The sequence below is a fragment of the Rhodopseudomonas sp. BAL398 genome, assembly GCF_033001325.1.
Taxonomy (GTDB): Bacteria; Pseudomonadota; Alphaproteobacteria; order Rhizobiales; family Xanthobacteraceae; genus JARJEH01.
This window is the reverse complement of record NZ_CP133111.1, coordinates 1,622,727-1,647,676: the sequence shown is the minus strand read 5'-3', so window position 1 is coordinate 1,647,676 and position 24,950 is coordinate 1,622,727. Positions and strand designations below refer to the sequence as shown.

At 63.0% G+C, this 24,950-nt stretch carries 20 protein-coding genes and 1 tRNA gene; 10 read left to right on the top strand and 11 right to left on the bottom strand.

The genetic code is table 11. The features are described from left to right. Positions 1–55: 55 nt before the first annotated feature. Both RBJ75_RS07895 and RBJ75_RS07890 read left to right on the top strand, forming a co-directional pair. Positions 56–919 (top strand): branched-chain amino acid ABC transporter permease, encoded by an 864-nt coding sequence (locus RBJ75_RS07895; RefSeq protein WP_044412440.1) that lies wholly within the window; start codon positions 56–58, stop codon positions 917–919. Position 920: 1 nt separating this feature from the next. Next, entirely contained in the window at positions 921–1,892 is a 972-nt protein-coding gene (locus RBJ75_RS07890; protein WP_044412400.1) for a branched-chain amino acid ABC transporter permease, read from the top strand. A gap of 47 nt (positions 1,893–1,939) precedes the next feature. Here RBJ75_RS07890 and RBJ75_RS07885 read toward each other — a convergent pair whose 3' ends face one another. Next, positions 1,940–4,024, bottom strand: coding sequence for a DUF4407 domain-containing protein (locus RBJ75_RS07885; protein ID WP_044412437.1), 2,085 nt, complete (start codon positions 4,022–4,024; stop codon positions 1,940–1,942). A 518-nt stretch (positions 4,025–4,542) separates the two neighbouring features. Here RBJ75_RS07885 and RBJ75_RS07880 point away from each other — a divergent pair. Together RBJ75_RS07880 and RBJ75_RS07875 are read left to right on the top strand one after the other, a co-directional pair. Next, entirely contained in the window at positions 4,543–5,187 is a 645-nt protein-coding gene (locus tag RBJ75_RS07880) for a DUF47 domain-containing protein (protein ID WP_044412434.1), read from the top strand. Positions 5,188–5,195: 8 nt separating this feature from the next. Next, positions 5,196–6,203, top strand: coding sequence for an inorganic phosphate transporter (locus RBJ75_RS07875; protein ID WP_044412397.1), 1,008 nt, complete (start codon positions 5,196–5,198; stop codon positions 6,201–6,203). 16 nt (positions 6,204–6,219) lie between these two features. On the opposite strand, the gene sugE is transcribed toward RBJ75_RS07875, so the two are convergent. Beyond that, positions 6,220–6,534 (bottom strand): quaternary ammonium compound efflux SMR transporter SugE, encoded by a 315-nt coding sequence (sugE, locus tag RBJ75_RS07870; protein ID WP_044412394.1) that lies wholly within the window; start codon positions 6,532–6,534, stop codon positions 6,220–6,222. A 167-nt stretch (positions 6,535–6,701) separates the two neighbouring features. On the opposite strand from sugE, the gene RBJ75_RS07865 reads away from it, so the two are divergent. Beyond that, the gene (locus tag RBJ75_RS07865; protein WP_044412392.1) at positions 6,702–8,327 is read left to right on the top strand and encodes a peptide chain release factor 3; all 1,626 of its coding nucleotides are present in this window, start codon (positions 6,702–6,704) and stop codon (positions 8,325–8,327) included. Between the two features lie 688 nt (positions 8,328–9,015). Here RBJ75_RS07865 and RBJ75_RS07860 read toward each other — a convergent pair. Continuing rightward, the gene (locus RBJ75_RS07860; protein WP_234707480.1) at positions 9,016–10,581 is read right to left on the bottom strand and encodes an anti-phage dCTP deaminase; all 1,566 of its coding nucleotides are present in this window, start codon (positions 10,579–10,581) and stop codon (positions 9,016–9,018) included. Between the two features lie 930 nt (positions 10,582–11,511). Between RBJ75_RS07860 and RBJ75_RS07855 the strand changes: the two genes are divergently transcribed. Both RBJ75_RS07855 and RBJ75_RS07850 read left to right on the top strand, forming a co-directional pair. After that, a complete protein-coding gene (locus tag RBJ75_RS07855; RefSeq protein ID WP_044417420.1) occupies positions 11,512–14,214 on the top strand; it encodes a PAS domain S-box protein in 2,703 nt (900 codons plus the stop codon). A 542-nt stretch (positions 14,215–14,756) separates the two neighbouring features. After that, positions 14,757–16,442, top strand: a complete 1,686-nt coding sequence (locus RBJ75_RS07850) for a methyl-accepting chemotaxis protein (RefSeq protein WP_411194497.1) — start codon at positions 14,757–14,759, stop codon at positions 16,440–16,442. Positions 16,443–16,495: 53 nt separating this feature from the next. Here the strand turns inward: RBJ75_RS07850 and RBJ75_RS07845 are convergent, their stop codons facing one another. The 6 genes from RBJ75_RS07845 to RBJ75_RS07820 form a co-directional block, all read right to left on the bottom strand. Continuing rightward, positions 16,496–16,846 (bottom strand): GrlR family regulatory protein, encoded by a 351-nt coding sequence (locus RBJ75_RS07845; RefSeq protein ID WP_044416941.1) that lies wholly within the window; start codon positions 16,844–16,846, stop codon positions 16,496–16,498. A 148-nt stretch (positions 16,847–16,994) separates the two neighbouring features. Continuing rightward, the gene (locus RBJ75_RS07840) at positions 16,995–17,243 is read right to left on the bottom strand and encodes a hypothetical protein (RefSeq protein WP_044416939.1); all 249 of its coding nucleotides are present in this window, start codon (positions 17,241–17,243) and stop codon (positions 16,995–16,997) included. A 4-nt stretch (positions 17,244–17,247) separates the two neighbouring features. Then, on the bottom strand, positions 17,248–17,511 hold the full coding sequence (locus tag RBJ75_RS07835; protein WP_044416937.1) for a hypothetical protein: 264 nt from the start codon (positions 17,509–17,511) through the stop codon (positions 17,248–17,250). Positions 17,512–17,615: 104 nt separating this feature from the next. Then, positions 17,616–18,380, bottom strand: a complete 765-nt coding sequence (locus RBJ75_RS07830; RefSeq protein WP_044416945.1) for a Crp/Fnr family transcriptional regulator — start codon at positions 18,378–18,380, stop codon at positions 17,616–17,618. Between the two features lie 216 nt (positions 18,381–18,596). Next, positions 18,597–18,673: transfer RNA gene (locus RBJ75_RS07825), tRNA-Arg, on the bottom strand. 457 nt (positions 18,674–19,130) lie between these two features. Beyond that, positions 19,131–19,499: a hypothetical protein gene (locus RBJ75_RS07820; RefSeq protein WP_152647861.1), complete on the bottom strand. Its 369-nt coding sequence runs from the start codon at positions 19,497–19,499 to the stop codon at positions 19,131–19,133. Between RBJ75_RS07820 and RBJ75_RS07815 the strand changes: the two genes are divergently transcribed. Next, a complete protein-coding gene (locus tag RBJ75_RS07815; protein ID WP_152647860.1) occupies positions 19,479–20,198 on the top strand; it encodes an alpha/beta hydrolase family protein in 720 nt (239 codons plus the stop codon). The two genes, RBJ75_RS07820 and RBJ75_RS07815, sit on opposite strands and share 21 nt — an antisense overlap. A gap of 157 nt (positions 20,199–20,355) precedes the next feature. On the opposite strand, the gene RBJ75_RS07810 is transcribed toward RBJ75_RS07815, so the two are convergent. Next, a complete protein-coding gene (locus tag RBJ75_RS07810; RefSeq protein WP_317528856.1) occupies positions 20,356–20,769 on the bottom strand; it encodes a MarR family winged helix-turn-helix transcriptional regulator in 414 nt (137 codons plus the stop codon). Between the two features lie 460 nt (positions 20,770–21,229). Here RBJ75_RS07810 and RBJ75_RS07805 point away from each other — a divergent pair, with 460 nt between their 5' ends. Together RBJ75_RS07805 and RBJ75_RS07800 are read left to right on the top strand one after the other, a co-directional pair. Beyond that, the gene (locus RBJ75_RS07805) at positions 21,230–22,717 is read left to right on the top strand and encodes a porin (RefSeq protein ID WP_276156239.1); all 1,488 of its coding nucleotides are present in this window, start codon (positions 21,230–21,232) and stop codon (positions 22,715–22,717) included. Between the two features lie 542 nt (positions 22,718–23,259). After that, the gene (locus tag RBJ75_RS07800) at positions 23,260–23,706 is read left to right on the top strand and encodes a hypothetical protein (RefSeq protein ID WP_044415636.1); all 447 of its coding nucleotides are present in this window, start codon (positions 23,260–23,262) and stop codon (positions 23,704–23,706) included. Positions 23,707–23,779: 73 nt separating this feature from the next. On the opposite strand, the gene RBJ75_RS07795 is transcribed toward RBJ75_RS07800, so the two are convergent. Continuing rightward, on the bottom strand, positions 23,780–24,688 hold the full coding sequence (locus RBJ75_RS07795) for a PhzF family phenazine biosynthesis protein (protein ID WP_044415639.1): 909 nt from the start codon (positions 24,686–24,688) through the stop codon (positions 23,780–23,782). Between the last annotated feature and the right edge of the window lie 262 nt (positions 24,689–24,950).

Below are 24,950 nucleotides of genomic sequence, written 5' to 3'. Positions count from 1 at the left end.
CGCCGCCGGGCTTCTGTTCCCTGCCGCTGAGAGTTGAGGCGATATGTCGATCAATATTCAGGCCCTGTTGGCGCAGCTTCTTGTCGGGCTGATCAACGGCTCGTTTTACGCGCTGCTCAGTCTCGGCCTCGCCGTGATTTTCGGCATGCTCAACATCATCAATTTCGCGCATGGCGCGGTCTATATGATGGGCGCATTTTGCGCCTATTTCCTGCTCAACGTGATGGGCATCGGCTATTGGCCGGCGCTGATCGTCGCGCCGATCGCGGTCGGCATCTTCGGCATGATCCTGGAACGCACCATGATCCAGTGGCTGGCCGGGCTCGACCATCTCTATGGCCTGCTGCTGACCTTCGGGCTGGCATTGATCATCCAGGGCGTATTCCAGAACTATTTCGGCTCCTCGGGGCTGCCCTATGCGATCCCGCCCGAGCTGCAGGGCGGCATGAATCTCGGCTTCATGTTCCTGCCGATCTATCGCGGCTGGGTGGTGGTGTGCTCGCTGGTCGTCTGCTTTGCGACCTGGTACCTGATCGAGCGCACCAGCCTCGGCGCCAATCTGCGCGCCGCCACCGAAAACCCGACCTTGGTGCGCGCTTTCGGCATCAACGTGCCGCGGATGATCACGTTGACTTACGGGCTCGGCGTTGGCCTGGCGGCGCTCGCCGGCGTGCTGTCGGCGCCGATCAACCAGGTGCGACCGCAAATGGGCGCCGACCTGATCATCGTGGTGTTCGCCGTGGTGGTGATCGGCGGCATGGGGTCGATCATGGGATCGATCATCACCGGCTTTGCGCTGGGCGTGGTCGAGGGCTTGACCAAGTATTTTTATCCCGAGGCCTCCAACACCGTGGTTTTCGTGCTGATGGTGCTGGTGTTGTTGGTGAAACCCTCGGGACTTACGGGACGGACGACCTGACATGACATCCATCACCGACCAAGCCGTTCCGGCCCCCGGCCGCCGCTCAATCCGCGACGAGATGATCGTCTTCGCGGTCATGACCGCGGTGCTGCTGGTGGTGCCGCTCACCGGCGTCTATCCGTATTTCGTGATGCAGGGGCTGTGCTTCGCGCTGCTGGCCTGCGCCTTCAACCTGCTGATCGGCTATGGCGGGCTGCTGTCATTCGGCCATGCCATGTTCCTCGGCACCGCCGGCTATATCACCGCCCATGCGCTGAAAGTCTGGGGGCTGGCGCCGGAACTCGGCATCGTGATCGGCACGCTGGGGGCGGCCGCGCTCGGCGTCGTCACCGGCCTGGTGGCGATCCGACGCCAGGGCATCTATTTCGCCATGATCACGCTGGCGCTGTCGCAGCTGTTGTACTTCGTCTATCTGCAGACTCCGTTCACCCATGGCGAGGACGGCATTCAGGGCATTCCGCAGGGCAAGCTGTTCGGCCTGATCGACCTGTCGGAGCCGGTCACGCTGTATTACGTCATTCTCGCCGGCTTCCTGTTCGGCTTTCTGGTGATCTACCGGGCGATCAATTCGCCGTTCGGCGAGGTGCTGAAGGCCATCCGTGAAAACGAGCCGCGCGCGATTTCGCTGGGCTACAAGACCGACCATTTCAAGCTGATGGCCTTCATTCTGTCGGCGACGCTGGCGGGGTTCGCTGGCTCACTGAAAGTGTTCGTGGCGCAGAACGCCTCGCTGACCGACGTGCATTGGACCATGTCGGGCGAGATCGTGCTGATGACGCTGGTCGGCGGCCTCGGCACCGTGTTCGGGCCGGTGGTCGGCGCCTTCGTGATCATCGCCATGCAGCAATATCTCGCCGGCTTCGGCCAATGGGTCACGGTGATCCAGGGCGTCATCTTCGTGACCTGCGTGCTCACCTTCCGCCGCGGCGTGGTCGGCGAGATCGCGCATTACTTCAAGCGATCGCTGTAACGGGAGCAGCGGCGCGGCCGGGGGCTCCGGCCGCGTGTCCGAGGCAATCAGGCCCGTGGAAAAATCTCGTATTGCAACGAGTAGTTCAGCGGCAGCTGGCCGCCGTCGCCATCCAGGTGTTCGGCGTGCTCGGTGGTGTGGAATGCGCCGTGCTTGCGGCGTTTGCCAGCCTTGGCGGCCTTTGAGCGTTCCATTGCCTCGCTCATCAGATTTTCGACATCGGCGCTGAACTTCACCACCTGGGCGCTGCTGATCTGCTCCGGCTGATCCGCGGCGGGCGGCGCCGGCGGCTCTGCCATCTCCAGCGATTCCACGATGGCCAACAGTGGCGGTTGGACCGTGCGGGCAGCATCGTCGGCATCAAGCTGCGCGTCGACCGTGGGGTCGGGCTGCTCGGCTGGCAGCGCCGCGACGGATGATTGCGCGGCGTCGCTGCGGTGCGGCAGGATGATCGGGTCGTAGCCGAGGTCGGCGGGGATCGCCGCGGGCTCTAGGCTCGTCGCGGGCCCAAGGCTGCTCTCCGGCCGGAACGACCCGACGGGGGCTGCCGTGACGGCGAAGGACGGAGTTGCCTCGGCCTGGGCCCAGCGGAGCGGCTCGCTTTGCCGGGCTGCAAGAACGGGATCGTCGCGCAGCGGCTCTGGCCGCGATTCCGGTCGCGCCACCGGCGCGGGATTCTGGTCGGCGAATTCCGCCCACCAGCGGTCGAATCCGCGGCGCCGCGGCATGTCGAACGCTTCCATGGCGATCGCGGGGGTGTGGATCGTGGCGATCGACGGGGCAGGGCGCGCGGCCGCCGGCTCGATCACCGGCTCGACGCGCTGATCCTCAACGTCCTCATTGGCTTCGATCCGCTGCCTTGCGCGCTCGACCTGGGCTTGGATCTTGGCCGCATAAACGCTCGGCGGCGAGAAGAAGATCTTGGCGACCACCGGAACGATCTCGAGGAAGATGATGAAGAACCGCGTCATCCAGGAGAACAGAGCCATGGTCGCGCCGTCCTTCGGATCGTTCTTCAGCTCCTGATAGGCCGCCATCCGGGTCAGCGGATCGACCCGGTCCTTCTTCTCCTGGTAATAGGATTCGCTCAGCGCCTTGCTCCGGAATTCGGCGACGCTGGCCGCCTTGGTGGCATCGAATTGCCGCAAATCGGCGCGGGCGGCGTCGATCTGCGCCTGCAGCGCGTCGCGCTTGCGCTGGATGACGTCACGCTCGCGATCACGGCTGGCCAGCGCCTGCGCGGCGATCTGGGCCTGGGCGCCGCGCAGCTCGTCGCGTTTGGCGTGGAGCTGGGCGATCTCGGCCTCGCGCGCCGCGCGCTGCGCCTCGAAGGATTCCTTCTGCTTCTTGGCGTATTCATAGCGCATTCCGGCGCCCGGCCGCCCGCTATTGCCGGGGCGGACCTTGAGGCCGAATTCTTCCGCATGCATGTCGCCGACATAGCGCTGGATCGTGCCGTCGATGTCGCGGATGTCGTCGCGGATCGCGGCTTCCCTTGCGCCCAACGCCTTGATCTGCTGCTCGATCTCGTCCGAGCGGGTCAGCGTCGACGGCTCGGCGGCGGCGTCCGAGGTTACCGCATCGCGATGCAACTGCTCCAGCGCCGCGATATTGGCCTGGCGACGGTCCGACTCGGCGTCGAGCTGCGACTGGTATTGCTGGATCTTCTGATAGATCGGGGCGTTGGCGGCGACGCGGTCGGCCTCGATCTTCTCATTGATGGTGCCGGAGAAGATCGCCAGCTCCAGGAACATCGCGATCACCCAGGCCAGACCGAACGACATGCTGAGCCGGACCGCGATGCGCACGAACCGCCAGGCCGACTGTCGCGCCTCCGCGCCGGTCTGCTTGGTGGCGTTGTTCCACAACGTGCCCTGATAGAACCAGTCGGATTGGCACAGCGCGCGATCGAACATCAGCACGGTGAGGGCGATCACCACCGACACCAGCAGCCGTGTCCCGACCCCGACTATCATGTAGCCGGTAGCGTGGAACGAGACTCCTAGGACGACTACGAAGGACAGGCAGAGCGAAAACCCCAGATGGGTCGCCCACATCTTGTCGGTCGCCGGACAGCTGGCCAGGGTCTTGCGATCGACGCCGGCGATTAATCCAAGTGCGCGTTGAAGCATGGCCGCCCAGTTCTGCGGAATCTGCACCGCGGTTGAAAGTGACAGGACAGATTCGAGTCTAGCAGAATGGTGACGATTGCAAGCCGCACCGAATTGTGCAGCGGCTATCAGCCGCGTTACTACACGTCCTCAGCAATGTCGCTTAAGTGTGCGAAGTTAGGAGCAAAGTCGTGACCCGCGCGGGAATCGGGCCTGTCCGTTATGGCGTCGAAAAATTTTTCGAAGTGTAGCGCAAGCGATTAGTTATGCGCTCCCATGATACCGTTTGACGGCAGGGGTCGCGACACGGCTGCGAGCCGATCGACTTCAAGTGATTCGTGAGGTGCGAAGCCGGGCGCCGGCGTCGCTGCCTGGGCGCAGGTCCGGGCGAAGGCGTCCGCGGCCCGGTTTTCGGCGCGCCGGCAAAAGGTGGATGACGCCGGCCGCCCAGTTGCCCCCGGTTCCGGGAAGTGGTTTATGACGCTCGCGTGACAGGGGCTGCCCGGCGCGTTGTTCCCATCAAGCCGGATGTTCCCATGCTGTTGCGCTGGTTTCGCGCCTTCCTGCCGAAGGAGGAGAGGTTTTTCGACCTGTTCGCCCGGCATTCCCAGACCTGTGTTCAAGGCGCGCAGGCGCTGCAGGACATGCTGCGCGGCGGCGATCAGGCCCTGGAACATTGCCAGCGTGTCAGCCAGTTCGAAAACGAGGCCGACGGCATTACCCGGGAAGTGCTGACCGCGGTGCGGCGCACCTTCATCACCCCGTTCGACCGGGTCGACATCAAGAACCTGATCACCGCGATGGACGACGCCATCGACCAGATGCAGCAGACCGCCAAGGCCGTGATCCTGTTCGAGGTGCGCGAATTCGAGCCGCCGATGCGGGAAATCGGCGCCTTGCTGGTCGAATGCGCCAATCTGGTCGGCCGCGCGCTGCCGCTGATGAAGTCGATCGGCCACAATGTGGCGATGCTGACCGCGATCACCGAGGAACTCGGCAAGCTCGAAGGCCGGGTCGACGATCTGCACGACATCGGCCTCAAGGAGCTGTTTCTCAAGCATCGCCAGGCCAACACCATGGATTTCGTCGTCGGCGCCGAAATCTACAAGCATCTTGAGAAGGTTGCCGACCGCTTCGACGACGTCGCCAATGAGATCAACAGCATCGTGATCGAACAGGTTTAGGGGCCGCAGTGGACGCCACGCTAGGTCTGCCGGTCCTGATCGGTCTCATCGCAATCGGGTTGCTGTTCGATTTCCTCAACGGGTTGCACGACGCGGCAAATTCGATCGCCACCATCGTCTCGACCCGGGTGCTGCGGCCGCAATATGCCGTGCTGTGGGCGGCGTTCTTCAATTTCGTGGCGTTCATGGTGTTCGGGCTGCACGTCGCCAACACCATCGGCACCGGGATCATCGATCCGAACATTATCGATGCCCAGGTGATCTTCGCCGCCCTGATGGGGGCGATCGTCTGGAATATCGTCACCTGGGCGCTGGGGATTCCGTCGAGTTCCTCGCATGCGCTGATCGGCGGCCTGCTCGGCGCCGGCCTGGCCAAGGCCGGGCTCTCGGCGGCGGTGTGGAGTGGGTTGTCGAAGGCGCTGCTGGCGATCGTGCTGTCGCCGGTGGTCGGGTTCCTGCTGGCTCTGGTGCTGGTGGCGATCGTGTCCTGGGCCGCGGTGCGCTCGACACCCTTCGCGGTCGATCGCGCGTTCCGGATCCTGCAATTTGTCTCGGCCTCGCTGTATTCGCTCGGCCATGGCGGCAATGACGCCCAGAAAACGATGGGGATCATCGCGGTGCTGCTGTATTCGCAGGGCTATCTGGGCAGCGAATTCTCGGTGCCGTTCTGGGTGGTGCTGGCTTGCCAGTCGGCGATGGCGCTGGGCACGCTGATGGGCGGCTGGCGGATCGTGCGGACCATGGGGCTGCGGATTACCAAGCTGACCCCGATGCAGGGATTTTGCGCCGAGACCGGCGGCGCCGCGACGCTGTTCATGGCGACCTATCTGGGCGTGCCGGTCTCCACCACCCATACCATCACCGGCGCCATCGTCGGCGTCGGCGCCGCGCGGCGGATGTCGGCGGTGAACTGGAACGTGGCCAGCTCGATCGTCTATGCCTGGGTGATCACCATTCCGGCCGCCGCCAGCGTCGCGGCGCTGGCCTATTGGGCTGCGGGGCTGCTGACGTTCTAGAGTACGACGGGAGGGTTCAGCTCGCCAGCTTCAGCCCGACGATGCCGGCGACGATCAACCCGATACAGGCCAGCCGCATCGCGCCGGAGGGTTCGCCGAGCAGGATGATGCCGAGGATCGCGGTGCCGACCGCACCGATTCCGGTCCACACCGCATAGGCGGTGCCCATCGGCAGCGTCTTCAGCGCCAGCGCGAGCAGCCCCACGCTGCCGGTCATGCTCGCCAGCGTCAGCACCGAGGGCCACAGCCGGGTAAAACCTTCGGTGTATTTCAGCCCGACGGCCCAGCCGACTTCCAACAAGCCCGCCACCAACAGCAACAACCAGGCCATCGCCTGCCTCCGGATTTGACTGCAATCCAAGCGGGATTTCAAATGCTTGGAACGTGTCCTTGCAGCTCTATATGAGTCTCAGCCGCTGTGCCGTGCAATTGCGGCTAAAGCTCGCCGGCGCCGATAACCCCCTTGATTGCGCCGGCTTTCCCTGCCACAGGCTCGCTATGTCCGACATTGCACTCCCCACCGAACAGCCATCGTCGGCGCGCGCCGCGCTCGCCGTCGAGGTGGCGCGCCGCCGCACCTTTGCGATCATTTCGCATCCCGACGCCGGCAAGACCACGCTGACCGAAAAGCTGCTGCTGTTCGGCGGCGCGATCAATCTGGCCGGCCAGGTCAAGGCCAAGGGCGAACGCCGCAATACGCGCTCCGACTGGATGAAGATCGAACGCGACCGCGGCATCTCGGTGGTGACCTCGGTGATGACCTTCGAATTCCAGGGTCTGGTGTTCAACCTGCTCGACACGCCGGGCCATGAGGACTTCTCGGAAGACACCTACCGCACACTGACCGCGGTGGATTCCGCCGTGATGGTGATCGACGCCGCCAAGGGCATCGAGGCCCGGACGCTGAAGCTGATCGAGGTCTGCCGGCTGCGCGACATTCCGATCATCACCTTCATCAACAAGATGGACCGCGAGAGCCGCGACACCTTCGATCTGTTGGACGAGATCGAAAAGACCCTGGCGCTCGACACCACGCCGATGACCTGGCCGGTCGGGCGCGGCCGCGATTTCATGGGCACCTATGAGCTGGCCACCGGCGGCATCCGGCTGCTGGAAGGCGGCGGCGCCAAGACCGGGGCGGCCGAGAATATCGACGTCGCCCATCTGGCCGGCCGCAACCCCAATCTCGACGTCGCCGAGATCACCGAGGAACTGGAGCTGGTCAAGGAAGCCAGCAAGCCGTTCGATCTGGAATCCTTCCGCGAGGGCCATCTAACCCCGGTCTATTTCGGCTCGGCGCTGCGCAATTTCGGCGTCGGCGATCTGCTCGAAGGCCTCGGCAAATTCGCACCGCCGCCGCGCGCGCAGGAGAGCAATCTGCGCAAGGTTGAGGCCTCGGATCCGGGCATGAGCGCCTTCGTGTTCAAGATCCAGGCCAATATGGATCCCAACCACCGCGATCGCATCGCCTTTGCAAGGCTGTGCTCGGGCAAGCTGACCCGCGGCATGAAGGCCAAGTTGGTGCGCACCGGCAAGAATATGAGCCTGACCAGCCCGCAATTCTTCTTCGCCCAGGATCGCGCGCTGGCGGACGAGGCCTTCGCCGGCGACGTCGTCGGCATTCCCAATCACGGCACGCTGCGGATCGGCGACACGCTGACCGAGGGCGAGGACCTGACCTTCATGGGCGTGCCGAGCTTCGCGCCGGAAATCGTTCGCCGGGTTCGGCTCAAGGACGCGATGAAGGCCAAGAAGCTGAAGGAGGCGCTGCAGCAGATGTCGGAGGAGGGCGTCGTGCAGGTGTTCCGCCCGCGCGACGGCGCGCCGTCGCTGGTCGGCGTGGTCGGCTCGCTGCAGCTCGATGTGCTCAAGGCGCGGCTCGAGGCCGAATATCAGCTGCCGGTGGATTTCGAAGTCTCGGAATTCTCGCTGGCGCGCTGGATCTCGTCGGACAATCCGAAACAGCTCGACGCCTTCATCGCCGCCAACGGCTCCGGCGTCGCCGACGACGTCGACGGCGATCCGGTGTTCCTGGCCAAGAACGAATTCTATCTCGGCTACACCAAGGAACGCGCCGACGGCATCGTGTTCGCCCACATCAAGGATGTGAAGAAGAAGACGTAAGGCGAGGGCGTGGCATCGCGCTGTACGCGCTGTAAAGCGTTGCCTTGAAGTCTTGCGTTCCCCGGATGCTGCGCAACGCGCCGCTCTGGCGGCGTGGTGCGCTGCTGATCCGGGGCCCCGCTGATCTGCTCAAGAAGCGGGGTCCCGGTTCTGCGAAGCGGCGTTGCACGCCGCATCGCGCCCGGGACACGCGATGTCGGATTTCAATTTTCAAACAGCCAGCGCAGCCTCGCGACGCCATCGCGCCCGAGCAGTGCAAACTCCCGCCGCTCAAACCCGATGAGGGGCGGAGGCGCGCCGACAGGCGCGGGGGTGGTTGGCTCGCGATCCGCTGATCGCCATGCGACGGCGACAGCCCGACCGCGCATCGCCTTTCGGCGCGCCACCGCGGCGATTTTAGGCCTCAGGCCCGTGCTTCCGGGGACAGGCGCGAGCCCTTTGACCCGCCGATCCCGACGGTTTCCCGCCGTTCGCCTGTCCCGCGTCCAGCGAACTAACAAGTCGCGGAGCCTCGTAGTGGGCTCGGACGGGGACCCAAGACCTCCCGGGGCCGTGGTTGCGAGCCACGACGCGCAGGACGCCGCTGTCCCGTCCCACCTCAAGACGCCTCTAGAAGCGCCCCTCGCGAACGAGATGGATAGGAATATAATCTATAAAACGGAAGAGTCAATAAGGGGTTTCGTTGGGATCAGGCCGCCGAATTCTGCTTAGCTGTCTTTAGGCTCGGGCGACGCTGGCGCAAAAACCTCAACGCAACATATGCTGATGGCTCTTCGTTTTCGATATAGGCAGCGCTCCTGTCTTCAAGGAGAGGCACGGGCTTGCCCTCGTACCACTCCCTTGCTTTTCCGTTTTCATCTTTACGTTTTCTTTTCTCGAATATGTCGCGATACCGGCGTGGAGAAATTCCGATAAAGGGTTGAAAATAGACTTTATCCGGAATGTGGGTCTCGAAGGTGATGGAGTCGCCGTGCAGTTTTTGAGAGTAGCTTTTTGGATAAGGCTCAAGAAATACAACGCGATTGATTCCCGCAGCCACAATGTGTTTCGCGCAGAGGTGGCAAGGAAAAGTCGTGCAAAACAATGTAGCACCTTTGGTTGGCCTTCCAAGTCGAGCAGCGTCCGAGATTGCGGACATCTCAGCGTGGATCATCCGTCCAAATTCTATGATGTCCATCATCTGAGCGTCTCTTATTTTTGAGCTAGTTAGTAAGGCGTCCAATTGCTTCTGTGGCGATTTAAGGCTCGTCAAAGACTTCGAAAGGAAATGCCCCTTGTTCAATCGGTCGACGAGGTCGTAGAAAATTTCGTTCTTTCGGTCGTGATTGGCGTCAGAGCCAATGTCAACATCGCGAAAAATGGGGAGCTTGTCGTCGGTCCAATATGTTCCGCCGTCAGATTTTGGTACTTCGTTGCATCCCAATGTAACAATCTCGCCAGTCGAGCTAAAGATCGCAGCGCCGACCTGGCGAGAGAGGTCCGCCGATCGAAGCGCTGCAGCCGAGGCGATATAGAGGCCGTACTCATCCTTGCTGGGTGAGGATTTTGTGTCGCCGAAAAATGCTCGAACGAACCTGTCGATAGTTTGTTTGGCTTTGGATTTGTCAATTCCATTTACAAATACATCGCCAAGATGGAATACGTCGGATACTCGCTGACCATGCACATCTTCACTTTCATTGTGGTCAGTATCAATCAACTCAATGGCCTGAGCCTCACACTTGGCGTCCGTTTTCGGGGATGGATCGAATCTCCTGATCTTATCCATTAGTACTTGTCGTCGTTCTGGGGCACTTCCGTAGACCGAGACCTGAATGAATTTACGCCCGTATACACGGCGCATCATATCGATCTCTTCCGGTCGTTTGAATTGTCTTATGACGTAAGCAGTCCCGCGGGCGGGTGACATTTCTGATTTGCTCTTGCCGGCACGCAGCGCGCGAATCTGTACTATTGCTATTCCCGCCAATGCTGCAGCATTTTTGGCTAACTTTCTGTAGGCATTTGCGTATTTGATGAGCGACTTGTACCGCAGGAAATAAGTGGAAAAATCGAGTTTGACCTTGATGCGTTTGTCGCGAATGAGGTCCGTAAGATGGATTGGTTCGGGGGAATAATTTACTGCCCTCAGGGATTCACATAAGGCTTCCACAACTGCGTCCATATCGACGCCGATCGGCCCGACGATCCCAAAAACGAGTTCGGGGTCATTTATGGGGATTGTTGTTCCCGTTGGTCTTTTTGGCTTGGTCAACGAATTTTTTACCATCTGATGCAATCGTTCTATGGTTAAAAAATGCTGGCGAGTGTAGGGTTCGATTCGAAATTATTGGGAGGATATGCAATGTCCAATCATAGTCCTTCAATGCCGCTTTCCAATGATGACGATCAATCTGAACTGCTCGATCAAAAGCTCGTTTTGATCTGCAAGAATTTACTTGCGAGGCCCTCTGGTCGGCGCGGTCCTTTTGATATCTCCGATAGCGAACTTCGGTTGCGGACGGGTAGTAAAGTTACAAGTAAGCTTCGATTGGCCGCGCCGTAAATTTCTCCGGTTTGATGCTTCTTTTCGAATGAAATTTGTTTTGCGTTTCGTCTTCGCACTTCGAATGAAGATAACATACCAATTTTCTCGCATTGTCGCGAGTTTTTAAGAAATGATTCACAGGGCCGATCGGTGCCAGAGTCATTTCATTCTCTCCGCTACCCTCTTGATATTCCCCACCCCCAGGATTGCCTCCTTGTCGCTCCCCGCCACCATCTCATCGGTCGGCGGTTTTGACCGCGGTCGGATTGCCTAGACCGCCAAGAGGTGATGTCTGGCGGGGGGGGGGGGCGCGCCTCGCTTGCCGGTTATCAGACAAGAGGCGTCCGGCCCCCCGCAGGCGGGGCAGGCCCACGCATGACGCGGCAAATTCTCTTGCGCGACGAACCCCGATCGCCGTTCCCCGGATGCTGCGCAACGCGCCGCTTTGGCGGCGGGGTGCGCTGCTGATCCGGGGCCCCGGTGATCTGCCCAAGAAGCGGGGTCCCGGTTCTGCGAAGCGGTGTTGCACGCCGCATCGCGCCCGGGACACGGCGGCCGAGGCGTCGCCGCCGGCGCTGCTGCCGCGCCCCGCCAAGCATGTTTCCTCGGCTGCGAAAGTGCATATATATTGCCGGGGACAGGAGCCGGGCCGCCCCCATGCCAGCCGCATTCGCAGCGTTGCGTCAGCGTTTGAAGGCGAAGACGCTTTCGATCGGGCAGCTCACATTCGGCAGTTTTCTGCTGTTGCTGGCGATCATCACCCTGACCAGCGTCGGCAGCGTGGTGGCGATCCGGCATATCGACAACACTTTTGGCGAATTGCAGCGGCTGCAAAGCGTCGGCGACCTCGCCGAGGAAATCGAACGGCGGATGAGCGATCTGCGCTTCGCCGCCCGTCAGGTCGTGACCGATCCCGGCACCCAGCCGGGACGGGTGTTCGAGGCGGCCTCGGCGCTCAGCGCGCTGTTGAAAAAGACCCGCCTCGAACTGGCGCCCGACCAGATCGACATGATCGACGGCGTCACCGCGCGGCTGCGGAACTACCGCGACGGGCTGGCGCGGATCACCGCGCTGATCCCGCGCCGCGCCGAACTGCTCGCCGCCCTGCCGCCGCTGCGCGACAGATTCGACGCCAGCCTTGCCGGCCTGTCCGATCGCAGCCTGGCCGACGCGCTGTACCGCGAGCAAGGCCGGATCACCGCCGCCTTGCTGGCGCGCGACCTCGCCGGTGCCGAACAATCGGCGCGGCGGTTGCGCGATCTGCCGACCGGCGACCCCGCCGCCGCGGCGACCGTGCGCGACTATGCCGACGCGGTCGGCGCGTCGGCGGCGACCGAGCGCGAGATCGCCGAGTTGGACAAGGAGGTGCTCGGCACCGAGGGACGGCTGATCGGGCGCGTCACCGAATTGCTGCGCGATGTCGCCGCCCGCTGCGGCCGCGTACTGTCGCGCGATCTGGCGCGCACGCTGGCCGAGGACAAGTGGCAGAGCATCGTGCTCGGCATTGCGGGCGTGCTGGTCGGGCTGCTGGCGGCGGGGTTCGTGGTCCGCCGCACCGTCGGACCGCTGGCCAAGATCGCCACGGCGATCCGCGCGCTGGCCGCCGGTGAGCAGCACACCGCGATCCCGGCCACCGAGGTCAGAAACGAAATCGGCGATATCGCCCGCGCCGCCGAGGTGTTCCGCCGCACCTTGGCCGATGCCGACGCCGCACGCGAGGCCGCGGTGCACGCGCTGGCCGAACAGCGGCTGGCCGAGGAGAGCTACCGCAAGCTGTTCGAAGGCTCGATCGACGGAATCTATGTGACGACGCCGGCCGGCGCGCTGCTCAACGCCAATCCGGCGCTGGCGCGGATGATGGGATACGAGACGCCGGAGGATCTGATCCGGCAGATCGGCGAGATTTCGCGCTCGATCTATACCGATCCCGATGCGCGCGCCATCTATCGCGTGCTGATGGAGCGCGACGGCATGGTCCGCGAATTCGAATATCAGGCGCGCAAGCGCAACGGCGACGTGCTGTGGTTGTCCGACAGCGCCACCGCGGTCCGCGACGAATCCGGTCAGGTGGTGCGCTATGAGGGGGCGGTGCGCGACATCACCGATCAGAAGCGCGCCGAGCACGCCGTCGCCGAAGGCCGCCGGCTGTTGCAGCAGGTGATCGATACCGTCCCGGCGGTGATCAATGTCAAGGACAGGGATCTGCGCTACGTCCTGATGAATCGCTACATGGCGGGCATCTTCGGGATCGCGCCGCGCGATGCGATCGGGCAGACCACCAGCGAATTGATGGCGCGTTACGGCGCGTGGAAGACCGACGAGAATGACAAGCGGGTGTTGGCGGCGGGCAAGGATCTCGGGTTCTACGAAGAGGAGTATCCGGATTTCGCCGGCGTGATGCGGCATTGGCTGGTCAACAAATTGCCGCTGCGCGGCGCCGATGGCGAGATCGAGCGGATCGTCACGGTGGCGCTGGACATCGGCGATCGCAAGCGCGGCGAATTGGAGATGCGCAAGGCCAAGGACGCCGCCGAGGCGGCGCTGCGCAATCTCAAGGAGACCCAGCAATCGCTGATCGAGGCCGAAAAGCTCGCGGCGCTCGGCCGGCTGGTCGCCGGCGTCGCCCATGAGGTCAATAATCCGGTCGGGATCGGCCTCACCGTGGCGTCGGCGCTGGAACGCAAGACCGCGATGTTCGCCGCCGAGGTCGCGCGCGGCGATCTGAAGCGGTCGAGCCTGACCGAGTTCCTGGCGAGCAGCCGCGACGCCGCGGCACAGCTGGTCGCCAATCTCAACCGCGCCGCCGAGCTGATCCAGTCGTTCAAGCAGGTCGCGGCCGATCGCAACTATTCGGACCAGCGGGTCTTCGATCTCGGCGATCTCACCGAGCAGGTGGTGATGAGTCTGCGGCCCGGCCTGCGCAAGCAGAACCTGACGCTCAATGTCGCCTGCCAGCCGGGGCTGATGATGAACTCCTATCCGGGCCCCTACGGGCAGGTGTTGACCAACCTGTTCCTCAATTCGGTGGCGCACGCATTTCCGGGCGGCGGCGCCGGCACGGTCGATATTCAGGTGCGGGAATCCGGCAAGGACAATGTCGAGATCCTGTATTCCGACGACGGCTGCGGCATGAGCCTCGACGTTCGGCGCCGCGCCTTCGATCCGTTTTTCACCACCCGGCGCGACCAGGGCGGAACCGGCCTTGGCCTGCACATCGTCTACAGCATCGTCACCAACCGGCTGGGCGGGCGGCTCGATCTCGATTCCGAGCCGGGCGGCGGCACCCGCATTCAGATCATCCTGCCGCGGATTGCGCCGCGCGATTTGGCCGAGCCCGCGCCGGCCGCCGCCACCGGCTGACCATCGCGCAACGCCGATCGCACGCCTCCGACTTTGGTCCGGCGACAAATCATCGCAGCACTTGCGCTCTGCTGTCGCCGCAGGCTGCGCTGTCGCCGTGCGACGCCCGCGCGAATGTGCCGCCGAGGCGGAGCAGGGCGCGGCGCTTCCTCATCATCACCCGTCATCCTCCGCGACAGCGGAGGACCCAGTATGGCAGAGCGCTTAATGGTTAGTTGCTGATTGGCGGCGCTCTGGGATACTGGGTCGCCCGGTCAAGCCGGGCGATGACGCATGAGTGTGGCGCGATGCTAAGCTCGATGCCGAGTTCGATGCCGCTGCTCATCGCAAATTCGTCCAGCGGTCGGTATCTTGATGCCGGATCGATGCGAATTTGAAGTAGCCTCGTAGTTTTACGGGAACTTCGGATTAATACTTAGCAAAGTCTTGTCTGCGATGCTGCCGACTTGGCAACCATGCTCGGCAATGAACCGGGATGCGCGGGCTGCGCTTTGGTCATGCCGGGTGTGTCATTGGTTCGGTCGCTTCGGGGGATGCTGGAAATGTCATTGGTCAAGATGACCATCGGTCGAAAGATCTACGCGCTGATCGGTCTTGCCGCGATCGGGCTACTCGGCCTGACATTGCTGGATTCCCGCGAAATGGCCTCTGGTCTCAAGCAGCAGAAAGAGATCGAGCTGAAGCATATGACCGAATTGGCGTTGTCCATCCTCAAGCAGGAGCACGCCAGCGAGGGCGACGGCGTGACGGCGGCCGAGGCGCAGAAGCGCGCGGCCAGCAAGCTTGCCGCGTTGCGCTACGGCAATAATGATTACTTCTTCGTCACCGACATGCAGAGCCGGATGGTGATGCATCCGATCGCGCCGAAGCTCAACGGCACCGATCAATCCGCCAGCAAGGACACCAATGGCAAGCTGCTCTTTGTCGAGATCGCCGACACGGTGCGCCGCAATGGCAGCGGCTATGTCGATTATTTCTGGGCCAAGCCGGGCAGCGATCGCCCGGCGCCGAAACTGAGCTATGTCGCGGGCTTCGCGCCCTGGGGCTGGATCGTCGGCACCGGCGTCTATATCGACGATCTCGAGGCCCAGACCTGGGCCGCGACCCAGCGCTCGCTGATCGCTTCCGCGATCGTGCTGCTGATCACGCTGCTTGCGTCGGTTGTGATGGCGCGGCGGATCACCGGGCCGATCGTCGCCATGACCGGCGCGATGAAGGATCTCGCCGGCGGGCGGATCGACATCACCGTGCCCGGCATGGGCCGCAGCGACGAGATCGGCCAGATGGCCGAGGCGGTCGAGGTGTTCAAGATCAACGCGGTCGCGCGCCGGCAGCTGGAGGCCGAACAGAGCGAGCATGAAGCCCGCGCCTTGGCGCAGCGCAAGGCCGATACCAACCGTCTCGCCGACGAATTCGAAGGCGCGATCGGCGAGATCGTCGACACCGTGTCGTCGTCCTCGACCGAGCTGGAAGCCTCCGCCAATTCGCTGACCACCACTGCCGAGCGCTCGCAGCATCTGGCGATTGCGGTGGCGGCGGCGTCGGAGGAAGCCTCGACCAATGTGCAATCGGTGGCCTCGGCCACCGAGGAGATGGCGTCGTCGGTCAATGAGATCAGCCGCCAGGTGCAGGATTCGGCGCGGATCGCCAATGACGCGGTCGATCAGGCCCGCAAGACCAACGATCGGGTCGGCGAATTGTCCAAGGCCGCGGCGCGGATCGGCGACGTCGTCGAACTGATCAACACCATCGCCGGCCAGACCAATCTGCTGGCGCTCAACGCCACGATCGAAGCCGCGCGGGCCGGCGAGGCCGGCCGCGGCTTTGCGGTGGTGGCCTCGGAAGTCAAGGCCCTGGCCGAACAGACCGCCAAGGCCACCGGCGAGATCGGCCAGCAGATCACCGGCATCCAGGCGGCGACGCAGGATTCGGTGGCGGCGATCAAGGAGATCAGCGACACGATCGGGCGGATGTCGGAGATCGCCTCGACCATTGCCTCGGCGGTGGAAGAGCAGGGCGCCGCGACCCAGGAGATCGCCCGCAACGTTCAGCTCGCCGCGCAGGGCACCACGCAGGTCAGCGCCAACATCACCGACGTCCAGCAGGGCGCCTCCGACACCGGCTCGGCTTCGTCGCAGGTGCTATCGGCGGCGCAGTCGCTGTCGCGCGACAGCAACCGGCTCAAGCTCGAAGTCGGAAAATTCCTCGATACGGTGCGCGCCGCCTGAGCGGCGCGTCGCGGCTTTTCACAGCTACAGGCGCCGATCAGCGGGCTGGTGCGCTAATCAGTGTCGGCCAGTTTGCGCAGTGTCGCCTTGAAAATCAGGCTGGCCTTGCCGACCAGCGCAGTTCCGCTCATCACCGCCGCGGTGTCGGTGGAGGTGCCGGAGACGCCGATGCCGACCGGATTTTTCTGACCCCCAAACAGCGGATTGGCGTTGGGGCTGGGCGTGTGCTGGCTGACCAGCACCTCGCCCTTGAAGGCGTTGCCGGTGACGACGTAGCTGCCGGTGTAGAACAGATAGGCGTCGCCGCCCAGGATCTTGCCATCCCGGAAAATCGCCACGCCGCTACCCTTGCCCGACCGCCCGTCGAGCAAATCGACATGGATCGAATACAGCCCGTTTTTCATGATGCCCCGGTCGCCATCGTGCCCCCGCGAAATGCGCGCCTGTTGGGTTATGCCAAAGGCAGCGCGCCAACGTCAACGTGGCAGACTGACGTGACTTCCAGATCGGATGACTTCCGCGCTGATCGGTCGGCGCGCGGCGGTGGTTAGCTCATAGCCCGTTGAGATCGTCCGGGACCTCGCCGAATCTGCGCAACACGGTGGCGTCGCGGAACTCGCCGATGTCGGGATCGCCGGTTCGGCTGAAAGCCACGGCGCCGACATGTCCCGCTACGCGTGACAGCGCTTCGGCACAGCGGATCGCCGCGGTCGGATTGACGCATTCGGTCGGCTCCCCCGGTGCCATGCCGTCATCGCTGGCGACGAATGGCAGGGCGACATAATAGGTGACGTCTGCCATCGACTTAGTCGTACCAGTCGACGCGGTTGGGTGGCACGGAATCGACGGCGACGGTTGCCGGTTCCGCGGCATGCCGGCCGCGCCCGAACCCCTTCGACGCCGCCGTCTGCGCCTCCAGCAATTCGGCCTCGAGATATTCATTCGCCATGATCAGCACCTTGATGGCGCCGCGCATGCTGCCATTGCACATCGCGATGGCCTGGTCGCAGGCCGCCTCATAGGGGTCTTGCAGGTCGGGGGCGGGCAGCTTGTGAGCGGGGTCTGACATGGCGGCGATCTCTCGTGAGGCGGCAAGCCGGGAACGGGCCGGCAGTGGAGCATGTTCTCTTTTTGTTCTTGCAGAGTCAAGTGCAGCGGCGCGCTCACGCGGGGTTATCCCGACGGTGATCCGTCAGCCGGGGCGTCGCGGAGAGCCGGCGCGCCGGCGGAAAGCCCGCGCGATGGCCCGAGCAGGCGATCGAATTCGACTTTGCTGACGTTGTAGCACTCGCAGGACAGCTGCTCGAGCCCGGCGCGGTCGAGGATGCTGACCTGGCCGCGGACATAATTGATCAGGTTCTTGCCCTTCAATTTGCGGGCGACGTCGGTGACGCCGGTTCGCCTGACGCCCAGCATCATGGCCAGGAATTCCTGGGTCAGCAGGAAATTGTCGGCCTGCATGCGGTCGTGGGTCATCAACAGCCAGCGACAACAGCGCTGTTCGATGTCGTGGCAGGTGTTGCACGCCGCCGATTGCGCCACCTGATTGAAGAAGGCGTGAGCGTAATGCAGCATCAAGGTCCGCGAAGCTGTGCTGGTCCCCAGCAGGTCCCTGATGATCTCGGCCTGCACCTTGAAGCCGTAACCGGGAACCTGGACATAGACATTGAGCGGGCCGACGGTGTCGCCGAGGATCGCCGGGATCCCGACGAGGCCTTCATTCCCGATGGTACCGACCTCGGCCGACGATCCGTCGGCCATGGTATTGACCAGTGAGGCGACGCCCTCCACCGGAAAGTAGAGATGTGTCACCGGCCTGTGGGCCTCGGACAGCGGCATCCTGTAGTCCAGATTGACCCTGTGCAGATGCGGCCGCAGCCGCGCGAAGTCGCCGGAGGGCATCATCGTCAATAGTCGGTTCTCGCGAGATTGGGCCATCAATTCTCCTTCGGCGGCCACACTTGCACCGACGCCGGAGCAATACAAACGCTGCGTGATGGACGCAGCAGGATGCGCGCCAGGCAGGATGTGAGGCGCGAACGCATGGTGGGCGTCGCGCGGCGGAGCGTCATATCAGTGCAATTCCAGCGGCCAGCTGCGGTGATCGGAGGCCCGCGGCGCGCCGCGATGTTCCTCGCACATCGCAGCCGGGCATGGCGCACTCGGAGAGATTCGAACTCCCGACCCTCGGAATCGAAATCCGATGCTCTATCCAGCTGAGCTACGAGTGCCTAGGGCGCACCATACCGCGCAAAACCGCGAATGCCAGCCCGACGACGCTGAATCCCGGGTTTTATCCGCGTTTTCAACGGGCTGGCTTTTCCGAACGGATCTCTGCGCGGTACCGCCATGCCGGAAGGCGGTCATCAGGCGACCGCGCGGACCGACCGCCAACCGTCCAAGCCGCGCCGCAAACCTGTTGGCGGCGGCCTCCGCAGAGCTTGTCCAGCGACCGTGGTTGACCCAAAGCAATGCAACCATCCATCGGATCGATGCAGAATTAAGTGCTGGCGGTTGTGCCGTTTCATGCAGATAACAATTTATCAGATCAATTAGTTTTCGTTCGATTGCTGTCGGTGCCTGAATTTATCGAGAGGCTGGAAATTGATTTTGAGCTCTCATAGCGATCTGCTGCGCGGATGGGTTGATTGGCCCGACAACGAAGCATATGCGACGGAACTGGGCCGGTTATTGGCGGTCGCGCAGGAGGGGGGCGCCACGATTGCGGAATGTCTTGCGGCCGCAAGCCGGCTCGACGTCGCTGACCCGGCCAGCTGGCGCGGCGAGTGGAGCAGGTTGGCCGACGCCAATAGGCGGCGCGCCGAACAGGCGTTCGGTGCGGGACATATTGCGACGGCCCGGAATTGCTGGCTTCGTTCGGCCAATTACTACCTGGCGGCGTCGATAGCGCAGCCGGCCGATGTCGAGCCGGCCGATATCCAACATGCTGATGTGGCGGGCGAGGATTTGTCGCTGGTCCGACGCTGCGTGGAGAAATATCTCGCGAACCTTCGCCCGCGCGGAGAAGTCGTTGTTGTGCCGTGGCTCGATGGCCACAGCCTGGACGGCTATCTGTCATTTCCAGTCGCGTCGGATTCCGCGCCGGTGCCGGCGGTGATCTGCATCGGCGAATCCGGCCGCCGAAAGCACGAGCTGTTTTTCGCAATGGCCCGGCACGCGCGCGACCGCGGGATGGCGCTGCTTTGCGTCGACGTCGGATACGACGCCGCTCTTGTCGAATCTGGCGTTCGCGCCACCAGGCCCGAGACCAGCGTGGCCGCCTTGGTCGACTACCTGATGGAGCGGGAGGACATCGATGGCGATCGCATCGCGGTGATCGGCGATGGCGCTGCGTCGTCCTGGGTCACCAGGGGCGTGGCATTCGATCGGCGGCTGGCTGCCGCAGTCTGCGACGGCGGCCTCGAAGAGCTGTGGCAGAGCGACGCCGCAGCCGGCCATGGCGGGTTTCCGGCCATGATTCGCCCGGTCCCGCTGGCCCGGAAGACAGGGTGCCCGGTGCTGGTGGTGATCGACGAGTTCGGCTGGCTCGATCCGCAATGGGCCGGCAAGCTGCTGGCGCACGACGACGCCGCGCCATCAAATCTGTCGCTGAAGGTGTTTGAAGCCGCCGAGACCGGGGCCTCGCATGCCAGCGCGGATAATCCGACTCTCGCCAATGAGTTCATATTCGACTGGATCGGGCGCCAGATGGCAGCGCGGCTGGTGGCGGGGAATCGACAGTTCAGCCCGCGCTAGACCGGCGAGCGGCTCTGTGACGAAGATTCCGGAACTACTTGTCGATAGCGCAACCCTAGAGCGTTTTCGAGCGAAGTGGGTACCGGTTCGCGTAAAGAAAACGCGTCAAAACAAGAATCTAGAGCTCCGGTTCTGATCTATCAGAACCGGAATTGCTCTAGAATCCGCCCTCGACCTTGAGGCAGGCTTTCTCCAGGCGAATCTTGAGGGCGTTTAGCCGTTGCGTCACCTCATCGAGCTTCTGCGTGGTGAGGTCGGCGAAAATGAATTCATTGAGCGCCTCTTCCTCGCCCGCGGTGCTGGCGATTTGCTTGTAGGCCTTGTCGGTCAGCGACAGCTTCACCACCCGGGCGTCGGTGTCGTCGGTGCGGCGACGCACCAGCCCTTTCTTCTCCAGCAGCTTGGTCTGCGTCGTGATGAAGGAGGGATCGACATGGATCGCCTTGGCGACGACGCGGACCGACACGCCCTGACCCTCTTCCAGGTCGATCACCGCCATCAGAATGGTCAGCTGCGGCCCGCTGATACTCAGCGTCTTTGCCCGGAAATAGCGCAGCTCTTCAAGGTACATGGCGACGTTGGCAATCGCCCAGCTGAAACGTCTGGCGGAGTCATGATCGATTTGTGGTGGCAGCTTTGGCGTTGGGGACGCCAGTTCTAATCCGTCTTTTTTTGGCATGTATACGTTCCTCGGCAGGTGACGAAAGCACTCTTGGCAGAGGAACCTGTCCCACATTGCTTTTTATATCAGATAGTTGGGCGGGAATGGGACGGAAACTTGCGGATCCGGCGAAAATAACTCTGTTGCGCAAATGCAACGAGGCGCGCCAAAGCAACTGATGAGTAAATAATCAAATTGGAACACGTGATATATTCATGCAATGTGACGGTCATACGGGCGGGGCAATCGATTACGAGTCGTCCGGTTATGAGGTTCGCACAGCTGGGAGGCTGGCGGACGTCAGGGTACAGGGCCGCCTCAGGCATCACCTGCAGGACTAGGACCCAAACAGTCTAACTTGGAGGATGCAATGAAAGCGACTAAGAGTCTCATTCTCGGCTCCACGGCGGCGCTGCTGGCGATGGGCGGGGCTCAGGCGGCCGATCTTCCGTTGAAGGCCAAGGCGGTTGAATATGTCAGGATCTGCTCGCTCTACGGCGCGGGTTTCTACTACATCCCGGGCACCGATACCTGCATCAAGCTTGGCGGCTATCTGCGCGCCGACGTGACCTTCAACGGTTCGGGTGCCTATGACTCCCCGTCCTGGGCCGGCGCCGCCGGCCAGCGCAACCGGCTGCGGAACGAATACATCTTCCGCTCCCGTCAGGATCTCAACATCGACACCCGCACCGCGACCGAATACGGCGTGGTCCGCACCTATTTCGATGCGACCTTCAGCTGGACCACCGGCACCGACGGTGTCGCGGGCGGCTTCCTCGGCGTGTACTACGCCTTCATCCAGTTCGCCGGCTTCACCATCGGCAAGGCCGTGTCGCAATACGACGCACCCTGGACCGGTTATCCCGGCAACAACACCTCGTTCCTGCTCGGCGGCCACGACGACGTGACCGGCATCAACCAGATCGCCTATACGGCCCAGTTCGGCAATGGCGTGTCGGCCTCGCTCTCGGTCGAAGATCCGTCAGCCTATAATCAGGCCGGCCTCTACAACACCGCAGGCCCCGGCCTGACGGCCGCCGCCTATAACGCAGCCTATCCGGCGGGCGTCTATGGCACCAATTCCTACGCCGGCACCAGCGTTCCCGACATTGTCGGTCAGCTGCGGGTCGATCAGGCGTGGGGCTTGTTCCAGCTGTCGGCAGCTGGCCACCAGGTTCGCGCCAGCTACTACAATCCCGCGCTGGAAACGACCGGGCATCCGGGTGACAAATGGGGCTACGCAGCGCAGGCGGCCCTGTCGATCAAGAACCTGCCCACCGGTCCGGGTGACAGCATCAACGTCAGCGCCGGCTATGCTCACGGTGCTACACGCTACGTGCTCGGCGGCGTCACCGGCAACAGCTTTGCAATGTATGGCAGCACGGGCGTTCCCGGTGCCTATCAGAGCATTGCGGTTGGCGGATCGTCGGATGGCGTGTTCGCCAGCTTGGTGGGCGGGGGCGGCACCAGCATCGAGCTGACGACTGCATGGGGCGTGCGTGGCGCGTTCAACCACAACTGGAACCCGTACTGGTCGACTTCGCTGTTCGGTGCTTACACCGCCATCGACTACAATACCAACGCGACTGCTCTGATCTGCGCAGGTTGGGGGGCTCCGATCGCTGGCTTTAACTGCAATCCGGACTTCAGGATCGCCCAGATCGGTACCGTCACCCGCTGGACCCCGGTCACGGGCCTGACCTTCTCGGGTGAGGTGATGTACACCTATCTCGATCAGGGTTACTCCGGCACGGCCGCGCTGACCGCTCCCGGCGCGACTAAGCCGGCTGGTCTCGTCTATGAGTTCAAGGATCAGGGCACCTGGTCGGGTGCGCTCCGCGCGCAGCGCACATTCTGATTTCGATCAGTCGACGATCATCCAACAACCCCGGCGGGAAACCGCCGGGGTTGTTGCATGCGTCCACGTCAATTCCGAGCGGCGGTGCCGGTTTTCGCGGAAAGACGCACTGCGGTGACGGCGCAGCGCAAGCAAATCAGATCAATAAAGCTTAGTAACTTAGATGTTGAACTCAATTGTGTATCGGGTATATTTTGAAGGTCGCCGCCTCATGGTCGGCGACCTTGAGCTTGAGGAGACAGACGACTTCTTGATGCTAAACCTCCAAAACCTCCGGCAATGCCCTGCCGGAGGTTTTTCAATTTCTGGCTTTGAATTCGGGCTGGGCACGGATCGCGGTCGGTACGAATTGGCGGTGATTCGACGCGAGGTCCTATTCACCCGCGGTGGCGCGAACCCAGGACATTTTCGATCTCGCCCTTTTGCCGAAACTCCCGCATTTTTGCCGGATTGCAATGCTCAACGCTTGGTCTACGCGGGATGGCGCCGCGGCAGCGGCTCGGCCGTTGCCCGCAAACGGCGTCCGGGTTTCAGAACGATCGATGCGAAAACTGCTCTGCTGTCTGGTGTGGCCCTTGATGCTGGCGGTGTCGCCGGCCCGCGCCGATCTGCGAATCACCGACGACCATGGCGGCTATGTTACCGCCTATAAGGCGAAGTATGAGCGGATCCGCGACCGCCATGAGCGCGTCATCATCGACGGCGTCTGCAATTCCGCCTGCACCATGGTGTTCGGCATCGTGCCGATCAACAAGATCTGCGTCACGCCGCGCGCCAGTCTCGGCTTCCACCAGGCCTATTACGACAAGGCCTTCACCTTCGGCATCAAGGTCACCAGCACGCAGGGCACCTCGGAGCTGATGTCGTATTATCCGCAGCCGGTGAAAGACTGGATCGGCCGCAATGGCGGCCTCACCACCAAGATGAAGAAGATCACGAACGGCAAGGATCTGTGGAAGATCGTCGATCCCTGTCCGGAGGCGTTCTGAGCGAGCCGATCAGCCGCGCCGCGGACGATCAGGTTGCGGAGCCTTGCGGCGGCCACCGGGCAGAGCGCGTCGGTCAATTCAGCTCGATCGATCCGGTCATCACCGGCACGCAGCGTCCGCCGATGAAAGTCGCGGTGACGACGCCGTTGTGTTTTTCGGCATGGGCATTGAGCAGGCTGGGGCGGCCCATTTCGACGCCTTGGGCGATCCGCTTCGACAGCGACAGATCGGCCTCGGGCCGCAAATGTGCCAGCAGGCCGATCAGCGCCACGGCGGCGCTGCCGGTGGCCGGGTCTTCGGGAATATTGTGATGCGGGCTGAACATCCGCGCCCGGATGTCGATGTCGGCCTCATCGACCTGCGTGTAGATCATGATGCTGACCGCCGGCTGCTTGGCGACTTCGCGTCGGAATACATCGGCCTGCGCCTCCGCGCCCGCCAGCGCGGCGCGGGATGTCACCTCGGCGAGAATGAAGGCGGCGCCGCAGGAGGCGATGCAGGGCCGATGTCGAGCCGTCGCGATGTCATCAATCGCCAGTCCGCAAGCCGAGGCCACCAGTTCGGATGAAACCTCGGCGCCGACCGTGAGCTGTTGGGGCGCACCGAGCCGCGCGCCGACCACCGTCGCGCCGTCCTTGAGGATCTCGATCGCGACCAGCCCGGCCTTTTCCTCGAACACCACGCGGTCCCCGGCGACGGCGCGGCCATAGCTTTCGCCGGCGCGCGCCAGCATGAAGGCGGTGCCGACATTGGGATGGCCGGCGAACGGCATCTCGCCCTTCGGCGTGAAGATCCGCACCGCCGCGGTGTGGGCGGGATCCTGCGGCGGCAGCACGAAGGTCGTCTCCGACAGGTTGAATTCCGCGGCGATGCTCTGCATCTGCGCGGTCGACAGGCCATCGGCGTTCAGCACCACGGCCAGCGGATTGCCGCTGAACTGATCGGCGGTGAACACATCGACGGTTGCAAATTGTAGGCGCATCGCAAGCCCTCCAACCCTTCATCCTGACAGTCTGACTTCAAAAGCGATCAACAAGACCAGGCCGTCAAGGTCGTCATTGCGAGGAGCATTTGCGACGAAGCAATCCAGCCCTTGCCTGGCGTCCCTGGATTGCTTCGTGGTCGGACGGCGCGATGCGCCGTCCTCGGCTCGCAATGACGAACTTGAATGTCTGATCGTGTTGGTTGCATGTTGAGTAGACGCTGAGCGCGCTTGACACATCCCCTCATGGTTCGAGATGGCG